This window comes from Priestia sp. FSL R5-0597 (assembly GCF_038006305.1).
Lineage (GTDB): Bacteria > Bacillota > Bacilli > Bacillales > Bacillaceae_H > Priestia > Priestia zanthoxyli.
This window is the reverse complement of sequence record NZ_JBBOUZ010000001.1, coordinates 2,001,793-2,017,872: the sequence shown is the minus strand read 5'-3', so window position 1 is coordinate 2,017,872 and position 16,080 is coordinate 2,001,793. Positions and strand designations below refer to the sequence as shown.

General features: G+C 37.7%; 17 protein-coding genes. 4 read left to right on the top strand and 13 right to left on the bottom strand.

Going from position 1 to position 16,080, the window contains the following annotated elements:
* Positions 1-101: 101 nt before the first annotated feature.
* From MKX72_RS10275 to MKX72_RS10260, 4 genes are all read right to left on the bottom strand, one after another.
* Entirely contained in the window at positions 102-260 is a 159-nt protein-coding gene (locus MKX72_RS10275) for a hypothetical protein (RefSeq protein ID WP_155017217.1), read from the bottom strand.
* A 30-nt stretch (positions 261-290) separates the two neighbouring features.
* A complete protein-coding gene (locus tag MKX72_RS10270) occupies positions 291-1,166 on the bottom strand; it encodes a peptidylprolyl isomerase (RefSeq protein ID WP_048021256.1) in 876 nt (291 codons plus the stop codon).
* Positions 1,167-1,191: 25 nt separating this feature from the next.
* Positions 1,192-2,193 (bottom strand): acyltransferase family protein, encoded by a 1,002-nt coding sequence (locus tag MKX72_RS10265; protein ID WP_033578795.1) that lies wholly within the window; start codon positions 2,191-2,193, stop codon positions 1,192-1,194.
* Positions 2,194-2,491: 298 nt separating this feature from the next.
* The gene (locus MKX72_RS10260) at positions 2,492-3,904 is read right to left on the bottom strand and encodes an amino acid permease (RefSeq protein ID WP_155008171.1); all 1,413 of its coding nucleotides are present in this window, start codon (positions 3,902-3,904) and stop codon (positions 2,492-2,494) included.
* Positions 3,905-4,268: 364 nt separating this feature from the next.
* Here MKX72_RS10260 and MKX72_RS10255 point away from each other — a divergent pair, with 364 nt between their 5' ends.
* Positions 4,269-4,922 (top strand): GntR family transcriptional regulator, encoded by a 654-nt coding sequence (locus MKX72_RS10255; RefSeq protein WP_033578793.1) that lies wholly within the window; start codon positions 4,269-4,271, stop codon positions 4,920-4,922.
* 179 nt (positions 4,923-5,101) lie between these two features.
* Here the strand turns inward: MKX72_RS10255 and nhaC are convergent, their stop codons facing one another.
* Positions 5,102-6,508: a Na+/H+ antiporter NhaC gene (gene nhaC / locus MKX72_RS10250; protein WP_028413606.1), complete on the bottom strand. Its 1,407-nt coding sequence runs from the start codon at positions 6,506-6,508 to the stop codon at positions 5,102-5,104.
* A 323-nt stretch (positions 6,509-6,831) separates the two neighbouring features.
* Between nhaC and msrA the strand changes: the two genes are divergently transcribed.
* A complete protein-coding gene (gene msrA, locus MKX72_RS10245) occupies positions 6,832-7,737 on the top strand; it encodes a peptide-methionine (S)-S-oxide reductase MsrA (RefSeq protein WP_155008172.1) in 906 nt (301 codons plus the stop codon).
* A 3-nt stretch (positions 7,738-7,740) separates the two neighbouring features.
* On the opposite strand, the gene MKX72_RS10240 is transcribed toward msrA, so the two are convergent.
* Both MKX72_RS10240 and MKX72_RS10235 read right to left on the bottom strand, forming a co-directional pair.
* Positions 7,741-8,436: a YqjF family protein gene (locus tag MKX72_RS10240; RefSeq protein WP_155008173.1), complete on the bottom strand. Its 696-nt coding sequence runs from the start codon at positions 8,434-8,436 to the stop codon at positions 7,741-7,743.
* A gap of 19 nt (positions 8,437-8,455) precedes the next feature.
* Positions 8,456-9,409 (bottom strand): NAD(P)/FAD-dependent oxidoreductase, encoded by a 954-nt coding sequence (locus MKX72_RS10235; RefSeq protein WP_155008174.1) that lies wholly within the window; start codon positions 9,407-9,409, stop codon positions 8,456-8,458.
* A 199-nt stretch (positions 9,410-9,608) separates the two neighbouring features.
* On the opposite strand from MKX72_RS10235, the gene MKX72_RS10230 reads away from it, so the two are divergent.
* Complete coding sequence (locus MKX72_RS10230; protein ID WP_043982072.1) at positions 9,609-9,941, top strand: hypothetical protein; 333 nt, start codon at positions 9,609-9,611, stop codon at positions 9,939-9,941.
* A 35-nt stretch (positions 9,942-9,976) separates the two neighbouring features.
* On the opposite strand, the gene motB is transcribed toward MKX72_RS10230, so the two are convergent.
* The 3 genes from motB to MKX72_RS10215 form a co-directional block, all read right to left on the bottom strand.
* On the bottom strand, positions 9,977-10,810 hold the full coding sequence (motB, locus tag MKX72_RS10225; RefSeq protein ID WP_014460419.1) for a flagellar motor protein MotB: 834 nt from the start codon (positions 10,808-10,810) through the stop codon (positions 9,977-9,979).
* Complete coding sequence (motA, locus tag MKX72_RS10220) at positions 10,803-11,597, bottom strand: flagellar motor stator protein MotA (protein ID WP_013056745.1); 795 nt, start codon at positions 11,595-11,597, stop codon at positions 10,803-10,805. Before motA ends, motB begins: the two co-directional genes overlap by 8 nt.
* Before the next feature lie 129 nt (positions 11,598-11,726).
* Positions 11,727-11,870 (bottom strand): hypothetical protein, encoded by a 144-nt coding sequence (locus MKX72_RS10215; RefSeq protein ID WP_014460421.1) that lies wholly within the window; start codon positions 11,868-11,870, stop codon positions 11,727-11,729.
* A 140-nt stretch (positions 11,871-12,010) separates the two neighbouring features.
* Here MKX72_RS10215 and MKX72_RS10210 point away from each other — a divergent pair, with 140 nt between their 5' ends.
* Entirely contained in the window at positions 12,011-12,289 is a 279-nt protein-coding gene (locus MKX72_RS10210) for a hypothetical protein (protein ID WP_014460422.1), read from the top strand.
* A gap of 13 nt (positions 12,290-12,302) precedes the next feature.
* On the opposite strand, the gene MKX72_RS10205 is transcribed toward MKX72_RS10210, so the two are convergent.
* From MKX72_RS10205 to MKX72_RS10195, 3 genes are all read right to left on the bottom strand, one after another.
* Positions 12,303-12,962, bottom strand: coding sequence for a serine/threonine protein kinase (locus tag MKX72_RS10205; protein WP_033578788.1), 660 nt, complete (start codon positions 12,960-12,962; stop codon positions 12,303-12,305).
* A 119-nt stretch (positions 12,963-13,081) separates the two neighbouring features.
* Positions 13,082-14,368, bottom strand: a complete 1,287-nt coding sequence (locus MKX72_RS10200) for a cytochrome P450 (protein WP_080963438.1) — start codon at positions 14,366-14,368, stop codon at positions 13,082-13,084.
* 107 nt (positions 14,369-14,475) lie between these two features.
* The gene (locus tag MKX72_RS10195) at positions 14,476-15,969 is read right to left on the bottom strand and encodes an aldehyde dehydrogenase family protein (RefSeq protein ID WP_013082880.1); all 1,494 of its coding nucleotides are present in this window, start codon (positions 15,967-15,969) and stop codon (positions 14,476-14,478) included.
* Positions 15,970-16,080: the final 111 nt, after the last annotated feature.

The window sequence follows — 16,080 nt, the reverse complement described above, 5'->3', positions numbered from 1 at the left end:
GAAACAAGCTGCCTCTACTGATCTCTTTTCATTTTAATTTTCCCTACCTGTATTAAGAACGAGAGCAAACTGCTGTTCAGTCGTTCTCGTCTTTTGTACTTTTATGAATGACTAACGATTTGATTTGAATATGAAGGATTTGATCCATTAACAGTTTCTGTGACCTTTACAACACGCCGGCATATTTCAGCTCGTACACCTCTGTGCTTCAATTGTTCGACGATTTTTTCTAATTTGCTATAAGACGCTGTTTGTTTCATATCCATCCCCTCATTTCGTTAAGGTATTATTTATGAATCAAGTTTGTTTGTAATATCATACTTTTTCTTTAGCTTTTGTAACCATGTTGGATACTCTGTTTGGTATTTTTGATCAAGCAGCGTTTGCTTGATTTTTGCTTTGCTGTTTTCATATGTTGCTTTTTGCGCTTCTTTTTTGCCTGTTACTTTAATAATATGGTAACCGTATTCTGTTTTAACAGGATCACTTACTTCATTTACCTTCATTGAAAATGCTTTGTTGGCAAAAGCTTCGACCATATCGCCTTTTTTGAAGTATCCAAGGTTTCCGCCATCTGATTTAGAAGCTGTATCCGTTGAATATTCTTTTGCTAGCTTTGCAAAATCTTCTCCTTTATCAAGCTTTTCCTTTACTTCTTTTGCTGTTTTTTCGTCTGCTACTAAGATATGACTAGCTTTTACCTGTGCTTCTGTAGCTAGTGAATCTTTATTTTGATTAAAGTACGATTTCATTTCACTATCTTTAATATTAATAGTCGACTCGACCATTTTTTTTGCTTCAATATTCGTCTTTAAATCTTTTTTCAGCTCTGACAATTTTACACCGCTAGATGCTAATGCTTGATTTAGTGCATCTTCTCCACCGTACTGACTTTTAAGGTTTTCTAATTCAGCATTAATTTCTTTATCGGTTACTTTAATATTTTGTTTAGCTGCTTCTTTTGAAATGACTTTTTGTTCGATTAGTGAATCAAGGACGCTTGATCCTCCTTGAGCAAGAAGAGCATCATACAGCTGATCTTTTGTGATTTTTTCATCACCAACGGTAGCAACTACCTTTGATTTATTCATTGCTACGGCACCAATAGCTACTGCAGCAATAATGACAACGGCTGCGATAATCATAATTATTTTGTTTTTAGACATCATTAAACTCCTTTTCCATTTCTCACTACTTACCTAAACTTAAACTTTTGCGCGTTGGTAACGGTTTAAGCTCAATTAAAGGCCTTGCAATCGTAGATACGTATTTACTCGACAACAGCCACGCCACTCCACAAGCTCCAATCAAAAGAATGCTGTATCCTTGTACACTTTCTATCCAGTCTCCAAAAGAAGATAAGCGAATATATTTAATCAGAAATCCATGTAGCAAATACACATAAAAGGTTTGAGCACCTCGAGATGTAAAAGACATCGTCTGTGTAGGGATCAAAGCTAAAAAGGAAACCGTCATTGCTAAGCTGATGCTATAAAATAGTGTACGAATGATCATTCCCTCTACTTGATTTACACCTAAGGAGGCATAGGATTTTGAACCAAATAGCCACTCCTTCTCAAAATCCGGTGCTACGTACTGGATCCACAGAGCAATAATAAGCAATGTGCCTCCAGCTATTTTCTTACAAGAAACAGACGTCAACTTTTTAAAATGTTCTTTTTTCATATAAAACCCTGCTAAGAAGAAGGGGAAGAATACAAATGTTCTAGAAAGACTTAACGTTGTTTCTAGCGGTTCACATAAGCCAATCATAATTCCTAAAACTGCCGCGACGGCTAAAGGATATTTGATCTTTGTAAAAATGAACAGCATCGCATTCCAACAAAATAAACTTAGTAAAAACCACAGTGACCAAGCTGGCTGAAATACTGAAACTTCAAATGACGATTCATCATACAGTTTATAATCATATACCGCATAGATAAGTTGAAAGATAATATAAGGAAGTAATACTTTCTTCGCCATCTTCCACATATATCCTTTCTTTCGGTATCCCTTTGCAAAATATCCGCTTATTAAAATAAACGCTGGCATATGAAAAGTATAAATAAATATGTAGAGTGTTCGTAACCACTGTTCATCATTAATGAAGGGAGTTAACAAATGGCCAAACACTACCAGTACAATTAAGATAAATTTCACGTTATCAAAATACGCATCCCGCTTAGCCATTTGACTTCCTCCTTTCTTTTACGTTCTATGGATTTGTACGACGTGCTGCTGCGAATATCTTTTCTTTACATCCCTTACTATACATAGTGAAAATGAAAAAACAGTGAAAACTTTTCTTTTTTCTATTTTTAAATAAGGCGCGGCTAAATAAGTTTGACAAATGGCGCCTCTTTCTCTACTATATAGATACGCACCCTATCCAATTCAATTTCGCTTGTTGCGGGACACTTAACCAGTACGGATGGATAGGGTGTTTTTGTATGCAAAAAAAAAGCAGAAGACCTAGGTCTTCTGCTTTTTATTTTGCTATAGGCTGACTGTCATCTTTTCCGTTTTCTTTTTTGCTTTTTAAATAATAAAACAGATAACAAAAAAGGACAAATGGGATACCGCAGTATAATGCGATACGCTGACTCTTATCAAAAGCAAGTCCTACACAAGCAGCAAAGCATAAAACGAATGCTAAGATAGGAACGAGAGGATATAAAGGAGCTTTGTAAACAAGCTTTGATACATCATTTCCTTCTTTAATATAGCGTCTTCTGAACATAAAATGAGAAGCTGCAATAGCCATCCATACAGCTACCACCGCAAATCCAGAAATAGAAACTAATACTAAGTAAACAGTAGTTGGTGCAACCACGCTTGACAGCAAGGACAGACAAGCCACTCCCATGCTGATAAGCAACGAATTAAATGGAACTCCTTTAGACGTTACTTTCCCTAACCAGCTGCTAACCATTTTTTGATCGGATAATGACCAGAGCATTCTCGAGCATGCATATAAGCCTGCATTAGCGTTTGATAGTAAAGCTGTTAAAATAACCAAGTTCATAATATCTGCTGCATAAGGAATACCTATTTGATCAAACACCGTCACAAAAGGACTTTCTAACACTCCTGCTTGTTTCCATGAGATCAACCCAGATAGTACAAACATGGCGCCGATAAAGAAGAAGAATGTACGCCAAATGATATTTTTAATGGCTCGAGGTATGTTCTTTTCTGGATCTTCGGTTTCTCCCGCCGTAATACCAATTAATTCTGTTCCTGAAAAAGCAAAACTTACGGAAACCATCGTAATTAATACAGGCATAAGTCCATTTGGAAATAAACCGCCCTCTCCTGTAAAATGAGAAAGCATCGGCGCTTTTTCATGACCGCTAAGGGGAATGAATCCAAACATCGCTGCTGCGCCTAAAATAATAAATACAATAATCGTTAATACTTTAATACTTGAAAACCAAAATTCTGTTTCGCCGAAAAAACGTACAGATGTTGCATTTAAACCAAATAATAAAAGAGCAAACAGCGCGCTCCATATCCAAACCGAAACTTCAGGAAACCATCTTTGCATAAGCAGCCCAGACGCTGTAAACTCCGAACCGACAGATACTACCCAAGTCAGCCAGTAGAGCCAGCCCACCGCAAAACCAGTTCCCGGCCCTATAAACTTTGTAGCGTATACTTGAAATGATCCTGACACAGGCATTGCTACGCTTAGTTCCCCTAGACATATCATGACTAAATACATAATTAATCCACCGATTAAATAAGCAAGGAGCGTTCCCCCAGGACCTGCTGCATTAATTGTATAGCCAGAATTAAGAAACAACCCCGTACCGATAACACCGCCAAGGGAAATCATAAATAAATGACGGCTTTTCATTTTTCTTTGTAACTGATTCATAGATGTTGTATTCTCACCCATTATGTACCTCCTTTTTTATAGTAAACCCATCCAAAAACTTGGTTTTTTTACATATTCTCTATAGTCTCTTCTCTTCAGGAATAGGCTCTATTTCTTCGATATGTACGAATTTTGTATATTGTATACAATATACACTTCTTAAATCTTTTTACGATTATATCATTTTTCAGATTTTTTACAACAATGAATAGTAAAAAATATTTCAATAATTCTATTTTTTTATATTCTAACTAAGATTAAATGAAGTGATATGATATGATTATTTTTACACCTGTACGTTCTTTCTTGCTATTTTTATACTCTTTCATCACCATGACATGAAGAGAAAGAACAGCTGATGCGATATTTATTTTAGGGGGAAACAATGAACAAGGGGCCTATGATTTATCATTCATTAAAAGATCATGTATATAACTACATAGCAAGTCAAATTCAAGAAGGTACACTGCTGCCTAACGACAAAATAAATGAAGCCAGTATTTGTTCTCAGCTGAATGTCAGCCGAACGCCTGTAAGAGAAGCGCTTATTAAATTAGCTTCAGACAACCTATTAGAATACAGACCGCGCAGAGGGTTTACTGTAAAGGAAATTGATACACACAAAAAACTAGAAGTGTTTGAAATCGTCGGTGCTTTAGATGGTCTGGCAGCTGCCTTGTCGATTGATCACTTAACTGAAGAAGATTTTACGAAGATGGATGAGCTTATTAAAAAAATCGATGTTTCGATTGAATCAGAAAATTATCAGGATTATCAAAAATATCAAACGTATTTTCATCGAGTATATTTGAACCGATGCGATAATGTGACCTTAAAAGAACAGCTTATGTCTTTACAAGACGGATTCATCAGACAAACGTACTTTAGCGATGACACCAAAGAGCTATACGCCATTTTACGCGTAATGAATGAACATCACCGCCATATTCTAAAACTTCTGCAGCAGAAAAAAAAGGCCGATGTTCAGCTTTACCTTCAAAATGTTCACTGGAAAATCGAATACCCAGAAATGATTTGATCAAAAAGAACTCGAGACATGACTAAATCAATTCGATCAACAGCTAGAAGAAACGAAATACATGAAACCTACGTTTATCATACCAATGAAAAAATCCGAACGAAGTTGATTCTTCATTAAGAATCTCAATTCATCGTTCGGATTTTTCTTCAACTAAAACTCTTTTGTCCCAGCCTCTTTTATTTTGCTATAGCAGAACGCTGTTTTTCTTCTTTTACGTACCAAATGAATTTCCCTGTATATCCGTAAACAATCGCCAAAATAATAGAGACAAAACTGAGCCACATAAACGGCAGATAAGCGAATGTAGAGATCCCAAGCGTTGTAGCTAGAAATACACCGTTATCCGTCCACGGAACCATTCCAGAAGTTAAGGTTCCCCCTACTTCTGAGTTACGGGCAAGCACTAGACGCTGTATCCTTAACTTATCGTAACTTTTCTCCATAATTTTCGGTGTTAAAATTAATGAAACATACATCGCACAACCAAATATATTTCCTAATAATCCAACGAAAATAGTAGAAGCCGTAACGTTTCCTGAATTGACAAGAATTTTTTCAAATTTAGATAGCAGGACTTCTAAGACGCCGAGCTCATCTAATAACCCGCCAAATCCTAGTCCAAAAATAATGACAATAATAGAACCGACCATGCTTAAAATTCCGCCACGATTTAATAGCTCACTTAAAAATGTGTTGTCGGTATTAATTTTAAATCCTTCATAAGCCGTATTAAATGCGCTCGCCACATCCATATGTTGAAAGACAACTGCCCATATAATTCCTAATAATGAACCAACCGCAATTGCTGGAAGAGAAGGTTTCTTTAATGCTAAAAGGACAATGACAGCCAAAGCCGGAATCAGCATCCACCCGCTGATGTGAAATGTATCCAACAGCGAAGATTTTAATTCTTCTACCCGTCCAGCATCAAAATCTTTTCCCCCATACATAAACCCTGTTACCGTAAATAATACTGCCGTAATGAGATAAGCAGGAATATCCAATACTAACATTGCTTTTACGTGATCGATAACGTTCACTCGGGCCATTGACGCAGATAAAATGGTACTGTCAGAAAGAGGAGAAAGCTTGTCTCCAAAATAAGCTCCTGAAATCACGGCTCCAGCTACTAAAGGAAGCGGCATACCTAAGCCTTGTCCGATTCCCATCATCGCGATTCCGGCTGTACCAACCGTTCCCCAAGATGTTCCTGTTGAAATCGAGGTAATAGAGCAAATGATAAGTGTAGCAAGTAAAAAGAATGTTGGATTAATAAACTCTAATCCAAAATAAATAAGAGAAGGAACAACTCCTCCGGCAATCCATGTTCCAATTAACGTACCGACGGCTAATAAAATTAAAATAGCTTCTAAGCCGTTTGATATTCCTCTTGTAATGGCCCCTTGCAGCTGATTATACGTATACCCAAGTCGTACTCCTAGCGCCATAACAATAAACCATGAAATAAATAAAGCGAGCTGAATAGGTAAATCAAAAACAGTTGCAAACGAAATAACAACAGCTAAAAATAAAGCAAGCACAATCATTATTTCCCACATAGATGGTAAACGGGTTGTGTTCAAACTAGCTCCTCCTAAACTGGTATGTAGATTCTGGAATGTGGTATCGTTTAAGAGCAAAACGTCCTTATTTTTTAATTGTTCCTCTTACTGCTCCAACGTATGTATTTCTATGAGTACTTAAACAATAAACTGCATCTTTTTAAGAACATAAAATAAGGATACTCGCGTAAACAATAAGCCATCTTTCTTTTATCCAGTGGTCATAATACCATAAGAGTGTGCTTTCTTACAAGACTCGTTATAAAGCGCTTTCTGTTTGTTTATACATTTTAATATATAAATATATTTTCATTTATTTTATTCAACGAAAAGAGGAAAGTAACATGAAAGAATATGCAACGTTTGCAGGAGGATGCTTTTGGTGCATGGTCGCTCCTTTTGATCAGCTTACAGGAATCATTAGTATCCGCTCGGGCTACGCTAGAGATGAACAAATCGCTTCTGAAGCTAAACAGGAAAGCGAGTACGTAGAGGCCGTGCAAATTGTATGGGATCCTTCTCAAATTACGTTTGAAGAGCTGCTTAACCTGTATTGGCAGCAAATTGACCCTACGGATTCCGCCGGACAGTTTTCAGACCGCGGACCATCGTATCGAGCCATTATTTTTTATCATAACGAAAAGCAAAAAGAAGCGGCTCTCGATTCTAAAAGAAAGCTCGCCCAAAGCGGACGTTTTAAGAACCCTATCGTCACACCTATTTTACCTTTTTCTTCTTTTTACGAAGCAGAAGAACAGCAGCAGGATTATTATCGAAAAAATGCATTTCACTATAAATTATACAAAGAAGGCTCGGGGCGAACTGATTTTCTGACGCAGCATTGGCCCAAGGACCGCTCTTACCTTAAAAAGTTCCTAACGCCTATGCAATATTTTGTTACGCAGGAAAACGGAACCGAACCCCCTTTTACAAATTTATATTGGAATAACAAAAAAAAAGGAATTTACGTTGACCTTCTAACTGGAGAAGCACTGTTCAAAACGTCAGATCAGCTTCCTTCTCATACAGGCTGGCCCATTTTTAAGCGTCCTATCTTATACGGAAACATAAAAAAAGTGCCGGCTCAGCATTCAACAGCGCTAAAAAGCAAAGAAGGAGATAACTATCTTGGTTTACTTTTAACAGAAGAAAACAGCGAATACTATCAAGTAAATTCTGCGGCTCTTCGCTTTATTCCAAAAGAGAAGCTTAAAGAAGAAGGCTATGAAGATTTTTTAATTTTATTTTGATGCCTATACTTTCTTAAACGGGTAAAAATAAGCAGTTACTTTCTTTGCGTAGTGTACAGTTAAATTATGATAGTCCGCCGGACGCAAAAAAGGCTGAGTGATAGAATCATCTCTTATTTCACACTCTCCTTTTTGCAGCTCCCAAGGATCATGATAAAGGTCTCCTCTGTAGACATTTCCTTGGTGAGTGGTAAATAAGCAATAGCGCTCTGTAAGCCAATGAGCTAATTCTCCTTTTCTACTGCGATAGGACGGAGAAGTACCTCTATATGTAAGCTTTACTCGCTCTTTTTTTGAGTCTCTGTGCGTTCGAACTGACTGAAAAGAAATATGGTTCTGAGTTTTGTTGAATGTCATAGCAGCGTGGTAATAAGGCAAGTGAAAAAACTGACGAGCAATCCATACTCCTAGTGGATTGCTTGCGTCTAAACTAAAAAAATAAACGCCTTTTTCCCCTTTATATGTAACATAGGTACGCACATTTAGCTCATATAGCCGTGAAAAGATGGGCACGGCGGGCGTTCCTTTGAATCGAATGTCTGTCATCGTAAAAGGCACAAGCGCAATCCACGCTTGACCATTATAGGTGTCAGGCTCTAACTGACTCGGCAATAAAGAAGCCAAAAATGCCGGATCTACAGGCCAATGAATAAACAGTAAATCTTTCCACGTTTGTTTCATTATCCAATTATTTTTCACTTCTTGGTCCCTCCTTTTTCTAGATGTTCTTTTCCATTAATTCAGCGGCTGCCGATTTGCCTGACAAATATGCGCTCTCTAACCGTGAGTGATTCGTCTCGTCTTCCCTTCTTAAAAAAGCATCTCCTGCCACCAGTAGCGACGGCATAATTTTAGCAAAGGGCTGATGAAGAACTTGTTCAACCTCTGCATAGCGCCATTTCTTTATCTGGATGCTTTTAATATGATTTGCACCTATCCATTCTTTTATTTCATTTTTTATCATCGGCAGCAACTCACGTTCATGTTCATCAAAATGTTTTTCTGACCAGTCTTTATTCATATATATGCTAAGAACGGGCGTCTTTGATATTCCTTTTTGCTCATGATTAATGATTCTTTGGATTGTGCCAGATGGATTCGTGAGTTGACCATGATCACCAAACAGCGTCTCTGTGTAAAGCTCCACGATAGCAACCAAGCAAGGACTGAATTTCAGTGTTTTAAGAATAGATTGGTCCACCTGTAACCTGCTGTTATTAAGCATCTCAATAACCTGAGGAGACGGAGGTGTAAGAATGATATCAGTAGCTTCAAAAATCTCATTTTCTTCTGTATATAACTGATACCTTCCGTTTTGAAAATCAATGGCTTTAACTTTTCGATTTACATATACGCGTAGATCTTCAGCTAAATATTTAGCTAGCGCATTCATGCCATTCGGACTTTGATACCGAGGGTGATGGTCACCAAACCACTTCTTAACCTTTCTATCACCTATCCATTTATTTACGTCTTGTTGAAATTCATCGGATCTCACGGTAAAAAATTGAGCTCCGTGATCTGCTTTTCCATCCCCTACTCTTCGTGTAGCCATTCGTCCCCCTACACTTTTACTCTTATCAAGAAGAAAGACCTCTATTCCCTCTTTTTGTAATTCAGCCGCCGCTGTAAGGCCGGTCATTCCTGCACCTACTATGCCTACTCGTTTCATTTTTTCCTCCTTATTTAACTCATTTACTTACAGTATAAAAAAAGCGGAATGATTGAGCTAATTTAAACTGTCTTTTTCATTTACCTTTGCTCCTGCTTGTCTCAAAAAAATAGTCTACGATTCCTTTCAGCTTAATATACTTGTTGTATACAAATATATTTTTACCCGCTAGCACGTCTATAGATAGGAGGACCGTCACATGATGCTCTATGATATTAAGCACAAAGTATATTACGAAGTATTTAATACAGCTCGCCCTAAAATGAAGGACTCTCACCAAGGACGAAGCTGGGGATATGTTTATAAAAATCTCAATGGACAACCTACAAAGTTCTGGATTGACTTTACACACGGTCGTTTTATGTACTTTCAAGTTGAAGACAAGTGGTATCGCGTGCAATATTTGCAGTCCAATGATAAGAAAAAAACAGCCGATGTCTTTAAAGGCGCTCTCATTGATTTGATTTTAGATGGAATGGATCTCAAATTAGTACGAGGAAACTTTGAGAAGAGAAGACTCTTAGCTTTATAACACATAGAAAAACAGCCGTAAAAGCAGTCCTGCTTTTACGGCTGTTTAATTGTACGAGGAGTAATCAATATTTCAACCCTTCTATTTTTCGCTTGCCCCTCTGCTGTATTGTTAGATGTCACGGGTTTGAACTCTCCAAACCCTTTTGCACTGAACATGCTTGGATTAAGCTTATCGTTTTTTAAGATAACTTTCATAAAGTTAACTGCTCTCATCACGCTTAACTCCCAGTTGGATTCAAAACCAGCGTTCCGAATAGGTACGTTATCGGTGTGACCGCTAATAATAATGTTACGAGGAGGATCAATCACCAAAAGCTCTGAAATATCATTTGCGATTTTTGTATCTTCACTCCGAACTTGTGCTCTTCCCGAATCAAACAATACATTGTCTCGAATGGAAATTAAGAGACCTTCATCTGTTAGCGAAGTCTGCAATTGATTTGTTAAGTTTTTCTTTTGAATATACGCATTAATTTTAGATTGAATTTGCTGAAGCTCTTCTTGGTCAGCTTCTCGTATGGTTTGCTCCTTTTGTTCGCTCGTTAACGATTGTGAAGAAGCAGGAGACTGATTGGGGGCTGTCTCCACTTCATTTGTTTTTTCCGTACTTTTAGCTGCAGGAGTATTTGAAGGCTGAACCGCTTCTTCAGATTCCTGCAGAGATTGAAATTCCATCACGCCCGTTCCTCCAACGAATGCTTCATTAAATGCGCGAGAAAGGTTCTTAAATTTTTGCGCATCCACTGAGCTCATTGCAAACAATACAATGAACAAAGCAAGTAAAAGTGTAAGCAAATCTGAGTAAGGAAGCAGCCAGCTTTCGTCAACATGGTCCTCCTCGTGCTTTCGTTTTCTGCGTCTACTCATTTATGCCCACTTCACTTTCTTGAAGAAGCTTTTTACGTTCCGCTGTTGGCAAATAAGAAGCCAGCTTTTGCTCAATCACTTTTGGTGTTTCTCCTTCTAGAAGTGAAAGCACTCCTTCGATCATCATATACTTTACCTTTACTTCATGTTTCGATTTACGCTTTAGTTTATTTGCAAACGGATGCCATAGTACATACCCAGTAAAAATACCAAGAAGCGTAGCAACAAAAGCCGCGCTGATCGCATGTCCTAGCGTATCTGTATCTTCCATGTTCCCAAGCGCAGCAATTAACCCTATAACAGCTCCAAGTACACCCAGAGTTGGAGCATATGTACCTGCTAAAGCGAAAATACTTGCACCCGTTTGATGTCTTTCTTCCATAGCATCAATTTCTTCAGACAACACGTCTCGTATATAATCCGCACTTTGACCATCAATAGCTAAATTCAAACCATTTTTTAAGAAAGGGTCATCTACATCAATAATTTGGGCTTCAAGTGATAGTAACCCTTCTTTTCGAACAACTTGTCCCCATTCTGAAAACATGGATACTAAATCAACGGGCTGCAGCATTTTTTGTTCTTTAAACAGGACACCAAACAGTTTTGGGACTCTTTTGATTTCATTTGAAGGAAATGCAATCACTACTGCTCCGACGGTTCCGACAATAATAATTAAAATAGCAGCCGGATTTCCTAACACAGATGGATTAACCCCTTTGAAAAACATGCCTACAATAAGAGAGGCTATTCCTAAAATCAGTCCAATAAAAGATGTTTTATCCATATGTAATTCTCCTATCCTTAACTTCCTGTTCTTTCTTTTTGTGTATTTTATCCTCATCTTTTATTTCGACTATTTCATAGAATTTTTAAGCTTTTTATGAATCATATTTACAATTACATCTTTTCTCTATTATAAAAACACTTTTTTCAACTTTTCATACAGAATATCTGAAGGTCCAGCTATAATCGCTACAATTTGATTTTCCACATAAATAGCAGCCGTCATCTTATTATCAATATCAGCTAAAATTGCAAACCCGACGTTAATATTCAACTTTACTCACCTCTGTAACGTTGTTGTTTATTCAACATATAAAAAGAGCAGTCTTACCATTTATTTTTCCGTGTTTTATTGACATTTGTAAATTTTATATTAAGATTATGTAAATGAGTTGACAAAATGGAGGTGATATTATGCTACTAGAAAAATACTGTAAAGACACTGATTTAATGATTATCCAGTTTACAATCGAACTAACAAAAGATATTCACGCTAAAATCTCCGCACGTACTTTATTTTATGAAGAACAGGTGATACGTTATGCTGAAAAAAGAATACGTTCTTTCTTACATCCTCTTTCCCTTAAACATACGCTGAAATTTGTCTATCAATCTGAAATACTACAAACCATTCTATTCAAATTAAAACCAACTTTTGAACAGCAGCACGTACTGCGCTGTATTTCATCTTAAAAAGGAGTTCCCTTTAGCGGAAACTCCTTTTTGATTTGATTCTACGATATAGACGATATGTTTTTCTGATAACGTTTAAAAGCGGATACGGCAAGCGGATATGGTATTTATCAATAAACGGATAAAAGGTGTAATAAGCTTTTACAAGGTCTGTCCATTTTTTATCAATACCCTCCTTATAAAAGTCAGAAATATCCACCACATATCCTCTTCCATCTTTCATCATGACATTTTTGCCATGCACATCATACGGGTTTAACCCCTGGCTTCTTGCATAGTCCAAAGCTTTGTTCACATCTTTTATGACTTGTTCTGGAATCTTTATTCCCCGCTGTACAGCATCATACAAAGTAACACCTGTAAGTCTTTTTAAAATCAAGTACGTCTTTCCCTCATGAAAAAGTTGAGAATAAGCTGGGTGAACGCCCAGCTTTCTATACACTTGCGCTTCTTTTTTTACACCATAAACGTCTCTTCCGTATACTTTTACGACAAATTCAGGATAATTCTCGTGCGTAAACACACCGGCATAGTTTCCTTTACCAATAAGTACCCACTCTTTTGTTTTGTTCGTAACTTCAACTGGATCATAGTCACTTTCACTTTGAATCTTAACTTGCGTTAGTAATGATGTTTCAACTAGCGACACTAACTGTTTAATTGTTTTATCCATAGTCCCCTCTAAAAATCCTTCAGTAATCTCTATCAAATATTATCCTATGATAAATCTCAATGCAGGATGTGTCAATAAATTGACAGCCTGATATAAAGAGGGAAAGGATTCCCGTTCATTCAAGACTGCGTGTGAACTTTGTGAACATTCACATCCAGTTCTTCTTTCATATTCAGCATAACACCCGCCATCGGAGCAATAGGCTCGGGCTTAGTCAGTTGAAATAAAAAGCGCTTTGTCATTTCTGACAGAAAAATAGTTACTATTTCAGTGATATAGTCCATGCCTCTTTCCGCTTGATGCTCAATCCCAAGCGGCATATACATATAGCTTGGGACATCAATGGACCCTCCTTTTTCAAAACGGTCAGGTAAAAATTCACTTGGCTCTAAAAAGTAATCTTCATGGCGATGCATCATATAAGGGCTAATTAACATAATCTCCCCTTTTTTAATGCTGTAACCATCTATTTGTATATCTTCACGTGCTTGACGCCCAAATAGCCAAAGAGGCGGATACAGCCTCATGCTTTCAGCAATTATTTTGCGCATATAGGTCAAATTTTTGGTTGAAAGTGATTCACCGCTAGCATAGGCTTGAATTTCTTTATGCAGCTGAAGGTGCTCCCTAATATTTTGAGACAGTAAATGAATAGACCAGCTGCATACGTGCGTAATCATTTCATACATCGAAAGGAATATAGAATTTAGCTGTTCGTATATTTCTCTTTCATCGATGTCTTCCCCGTGAGAATTTAATACACACTGCAGTAAGTCATTTCCTTCGGTTTTGTTTTGAACACGCATTTGAACGCGTTCAAAAAGGAGTTGTTCTAGCTGCTCATCTGAGTCAGGCTGGTGCAAGGGTAGACGAATATAAATTTTGCCTAACTTTTCTTTTTTTCTCATAAGCGCTTGAACATAGTGAATTTTGTCTTTATCCTCAATCGAAATGCCAAATACAAGTTGAAGGAGTACAGCTACGACTATCTGTCTTATGTCTTTTACTATCGTTCGAAGCTGCCCTTCTTCCCACGTTTCCGTATGCTTTTCAATTATTTTTGCGATTGCTTCCTTATTATAAGTTAGATGTTGTTTAAGTTGTGAGGGTTGAATGGGGCTCATGTATAATGCTTCATCTGTCCATAACATTTCTTCACCCAGCAGCGTTTTAAACATATGCGTTAGTTTAATTTTTTGAAACGCCTTGCTGTTTGTAATGACTACATCTTTAATAAGTTGAGGGTCTCTCGTTACATAAAAGCGTTTGTGCGCAACTCTAAATGTTGCAATTTCTCCATACTGAGTCAAGTTTTCCAAAAAACCCAATGGGTTCTCTCTAAACTTTTGCAGGTGACCGGTAAGCTTATACGACGAGGGGCCCTGTATAACCGGCAATGTTATCACTCCTTTTCTAAAAATGCGGGACTTAAACAAATAAAAGAGTAGTCCACTAAAGACTACTCTTTTTCACACAAAGATATGCTATTGATTTTCACAAAAAATCTTACTTATTATTCCATATTGATCCATACGCTTTTCACTTCAGTGTAATTATCAAGCGCATAGCTTCCCATTTCACGACCAATTCCCGACTGCTTATAACCTCCAAACGGGCTTGCTGCATCAAATACGTTGTAACAGTTCACCCAAACTGTACCCGCTTTAATACCATGAGCAATATAGTGTGCTTTCTTTAAATCCTGTGTCCAAACGCCTGCTGCTAGACCATATGCTGTATCATTTGCTTTGGCAATCAAATCATCAAGATCGTCAAACGGCATAGCAGCTACAACCGGACCAAAGATTTCTTCACGAGCAATCGTCATCGAATGATCGACATCTGCAAAGATAGTCGGTTCTACGAAATAGCCTTGATCAAACGGTATGTTTCCTCCTGCGAGTACTTCCGCTCCTTCTTCAATTCCTTTATCAATATAGGTTTTCACTCGTTTTTGCTGCTGCGCAGATACAAGCGGACCCATTGTTGTCTCATCAGCTAATCCATTTCCTTGTTTAATAGATTTCGTTTGAGAAACTAAATCAGCTACGACATTATCATATAAGCTTTTTTGGACATACAGACGACTTCCAGCACAACATACTTGTCCCTGGTTAAACATAATACCTGAAAGCGCACCAGGAACAGCTTTTGTTAAGTCTGCATCCGGGAGGATAATGTTTGGTGATTTTCCTCCAAGCTCTAACGTCACACGCTTTAAAGAGTCGCTAGCTTGTTTCATAATTGCTTTTCCGACAGCAGTAGATCCTGTAAAAGCAATTTTATCGACAAGATCATGATGAACGAGCGGTTCACCTGCTGTTTTCCCGTAGCCTGGCACAATGTTTAGCACGCCTTTTGGGAATCCTGCTTCATCGGCTAGTCGAGCTAAGTAAAGTGCAGAAAGAGGCGTTTGCTCGGCTGGCTTGAGCACAATTGTACATCCAGTTGCCAAAGCGGCTCCGAGCTTCCAAGCGGCCATTAAAAGCGGGAAGTTCCACGGAATAATTTGGCCAACAACTCCTACTGGTTCATATCTCGTATAGTTAAAATACGCTCCTTGCACAGGAATAGTTTGTCCAACCATTTTAGTTGACCACCCTGCAAAGTAGCGGAAATGTTCGATGGCTAATGGAATGTCTGCATTTGATGTTTCACGAATTGGTTTTCCGTTATCAAGCGTTTCAAGCTGCGCAAGTTCCAATTGATGTGTTTCCATTAAATCAGCTAATTTATAAATAAGTCGACTTCTTTCAGCTGCTGACATCTTTGTCCAAGGTCCATGATCAAAGGCTTCTCTAGCCGCTCTGACGGCGCGATCAATATCCTCTGGATTTGCTTCAGCTACATCTGCCAACTTTTCACCCGTTGCTGGATTTACTGTTTCAAACGTTTTTCCTGAAACAGAGTCTACCCATTCGCCATTAATGTATAGCTGTTTAACTCCTTTTAAAAACTCCACTACTTTCGGACTCATTTCAACTTTTTTCGCTCCAAGATTTTGCATCAAATACATACCTCCCCACGAATTTTGAAAACGCTAACAATGAATATTTTACCATGTTATCTAGTAAAATCAACAATTTTGCATACAATATTCCGAATTTTTCTACATGCA

What these genes read in the sequence shown, in the direction of transcription:
- MKX72_RS10275 (WP_155017217.1), bottom strand. Translation starts at nt 260, where the DNA reads ATGAAACAAACAGCGTCTTATAGCAAATTAGAAAAAATCGTCGAACAA.
- MKX72_RS10270 (WP_048021256.1), bottom strand. Translation starts at nt 1,166, where the DNA reads ATGTCTAAAAACAAAATAATTATGATTATCGCAGCCGTTGTCATTATT.
- MKX72_RS10265 (WP_033578795.1), bottom strand. Translation starts at nt 2,193, where the DNA reads ATGGCTAAGCGGGATGCGTATTTTGATAACGTGAAATTTATCTTAATT.
- MKX72_RS10260 (WP_155008171.1), bottom strand. Translation starts at nt 3,904, where the DNA reads ATGGGTGAGAATACAACATCTATGAATCAGTTACAAAGAAAAATGAAA.
- MKX72_RS10255 (WP_033578793.1), top strand. Translation starts at nt 4,269, where the DNA reads ATGAACAAGGGGCCTATGATTTATCATTCATTAAAAGATCATGTATAT.
- msrA (WP_155008172.1), top strand. Translation starts at nt 6,832, where the DNA reads ATGAAAGAATATGCAACGTTTGCAGGAGGATGCTTTTGGTGCATGGTC.
- MKX72_RS10235 (WP_155008174.1), bottom strand. Translation starts at nt 9,409, where the DNA reads ATGAAACGAGTAGGCATAGTAGGTGCAGGAATGACCGGCCTTACAGCG.
- MKX72_RS10230 (WP_043982072.1), top strand. Translation starts at nt 9,609, where the DNA reads ATGATGCTCTATGATATTAAGCACAAAGTATATTACGAAGTATTTAAT.
- motB (WP_014460419.1), bottom strand. Translation starts at nt 10,810, where the DNA reads ATGAGTAGACGCAGAAAACGAAAGCACGAGGAGGACCATGTTGACGAA.
- motA (WP_013056745.1), bottom strand. Translation starts at nt 11,597, where the DNA reads ATGGATAAAACATCTTTTATTGGACTGATTTTAGGAATAGCCTCTCTT.
- MKX72_RS10210 (WP_014460422.1), top strand. Translation starts at nt 12,011, where the DNA reads ATGCTACTAGAAAAATACTGTAAAGACACTGATTTAATGATTATCCAG.
- MKX72_RS10205 (WP_033578788.1), bottom strand. Translation starts at nt 12,962, where the DNA reads ATGGATAAAACAATTAAACAGTTAGTGTCGCTAGTTGAAACATCATTA.
- MKX72_RS10195 (WP_013082880.1), bottom strand. Translation starts at nt 15,969, where the DNA reads ATGCAAAATCTTGGAGCGAAAAAAGTTGAAATGAGTCCGAAAGTAGTG.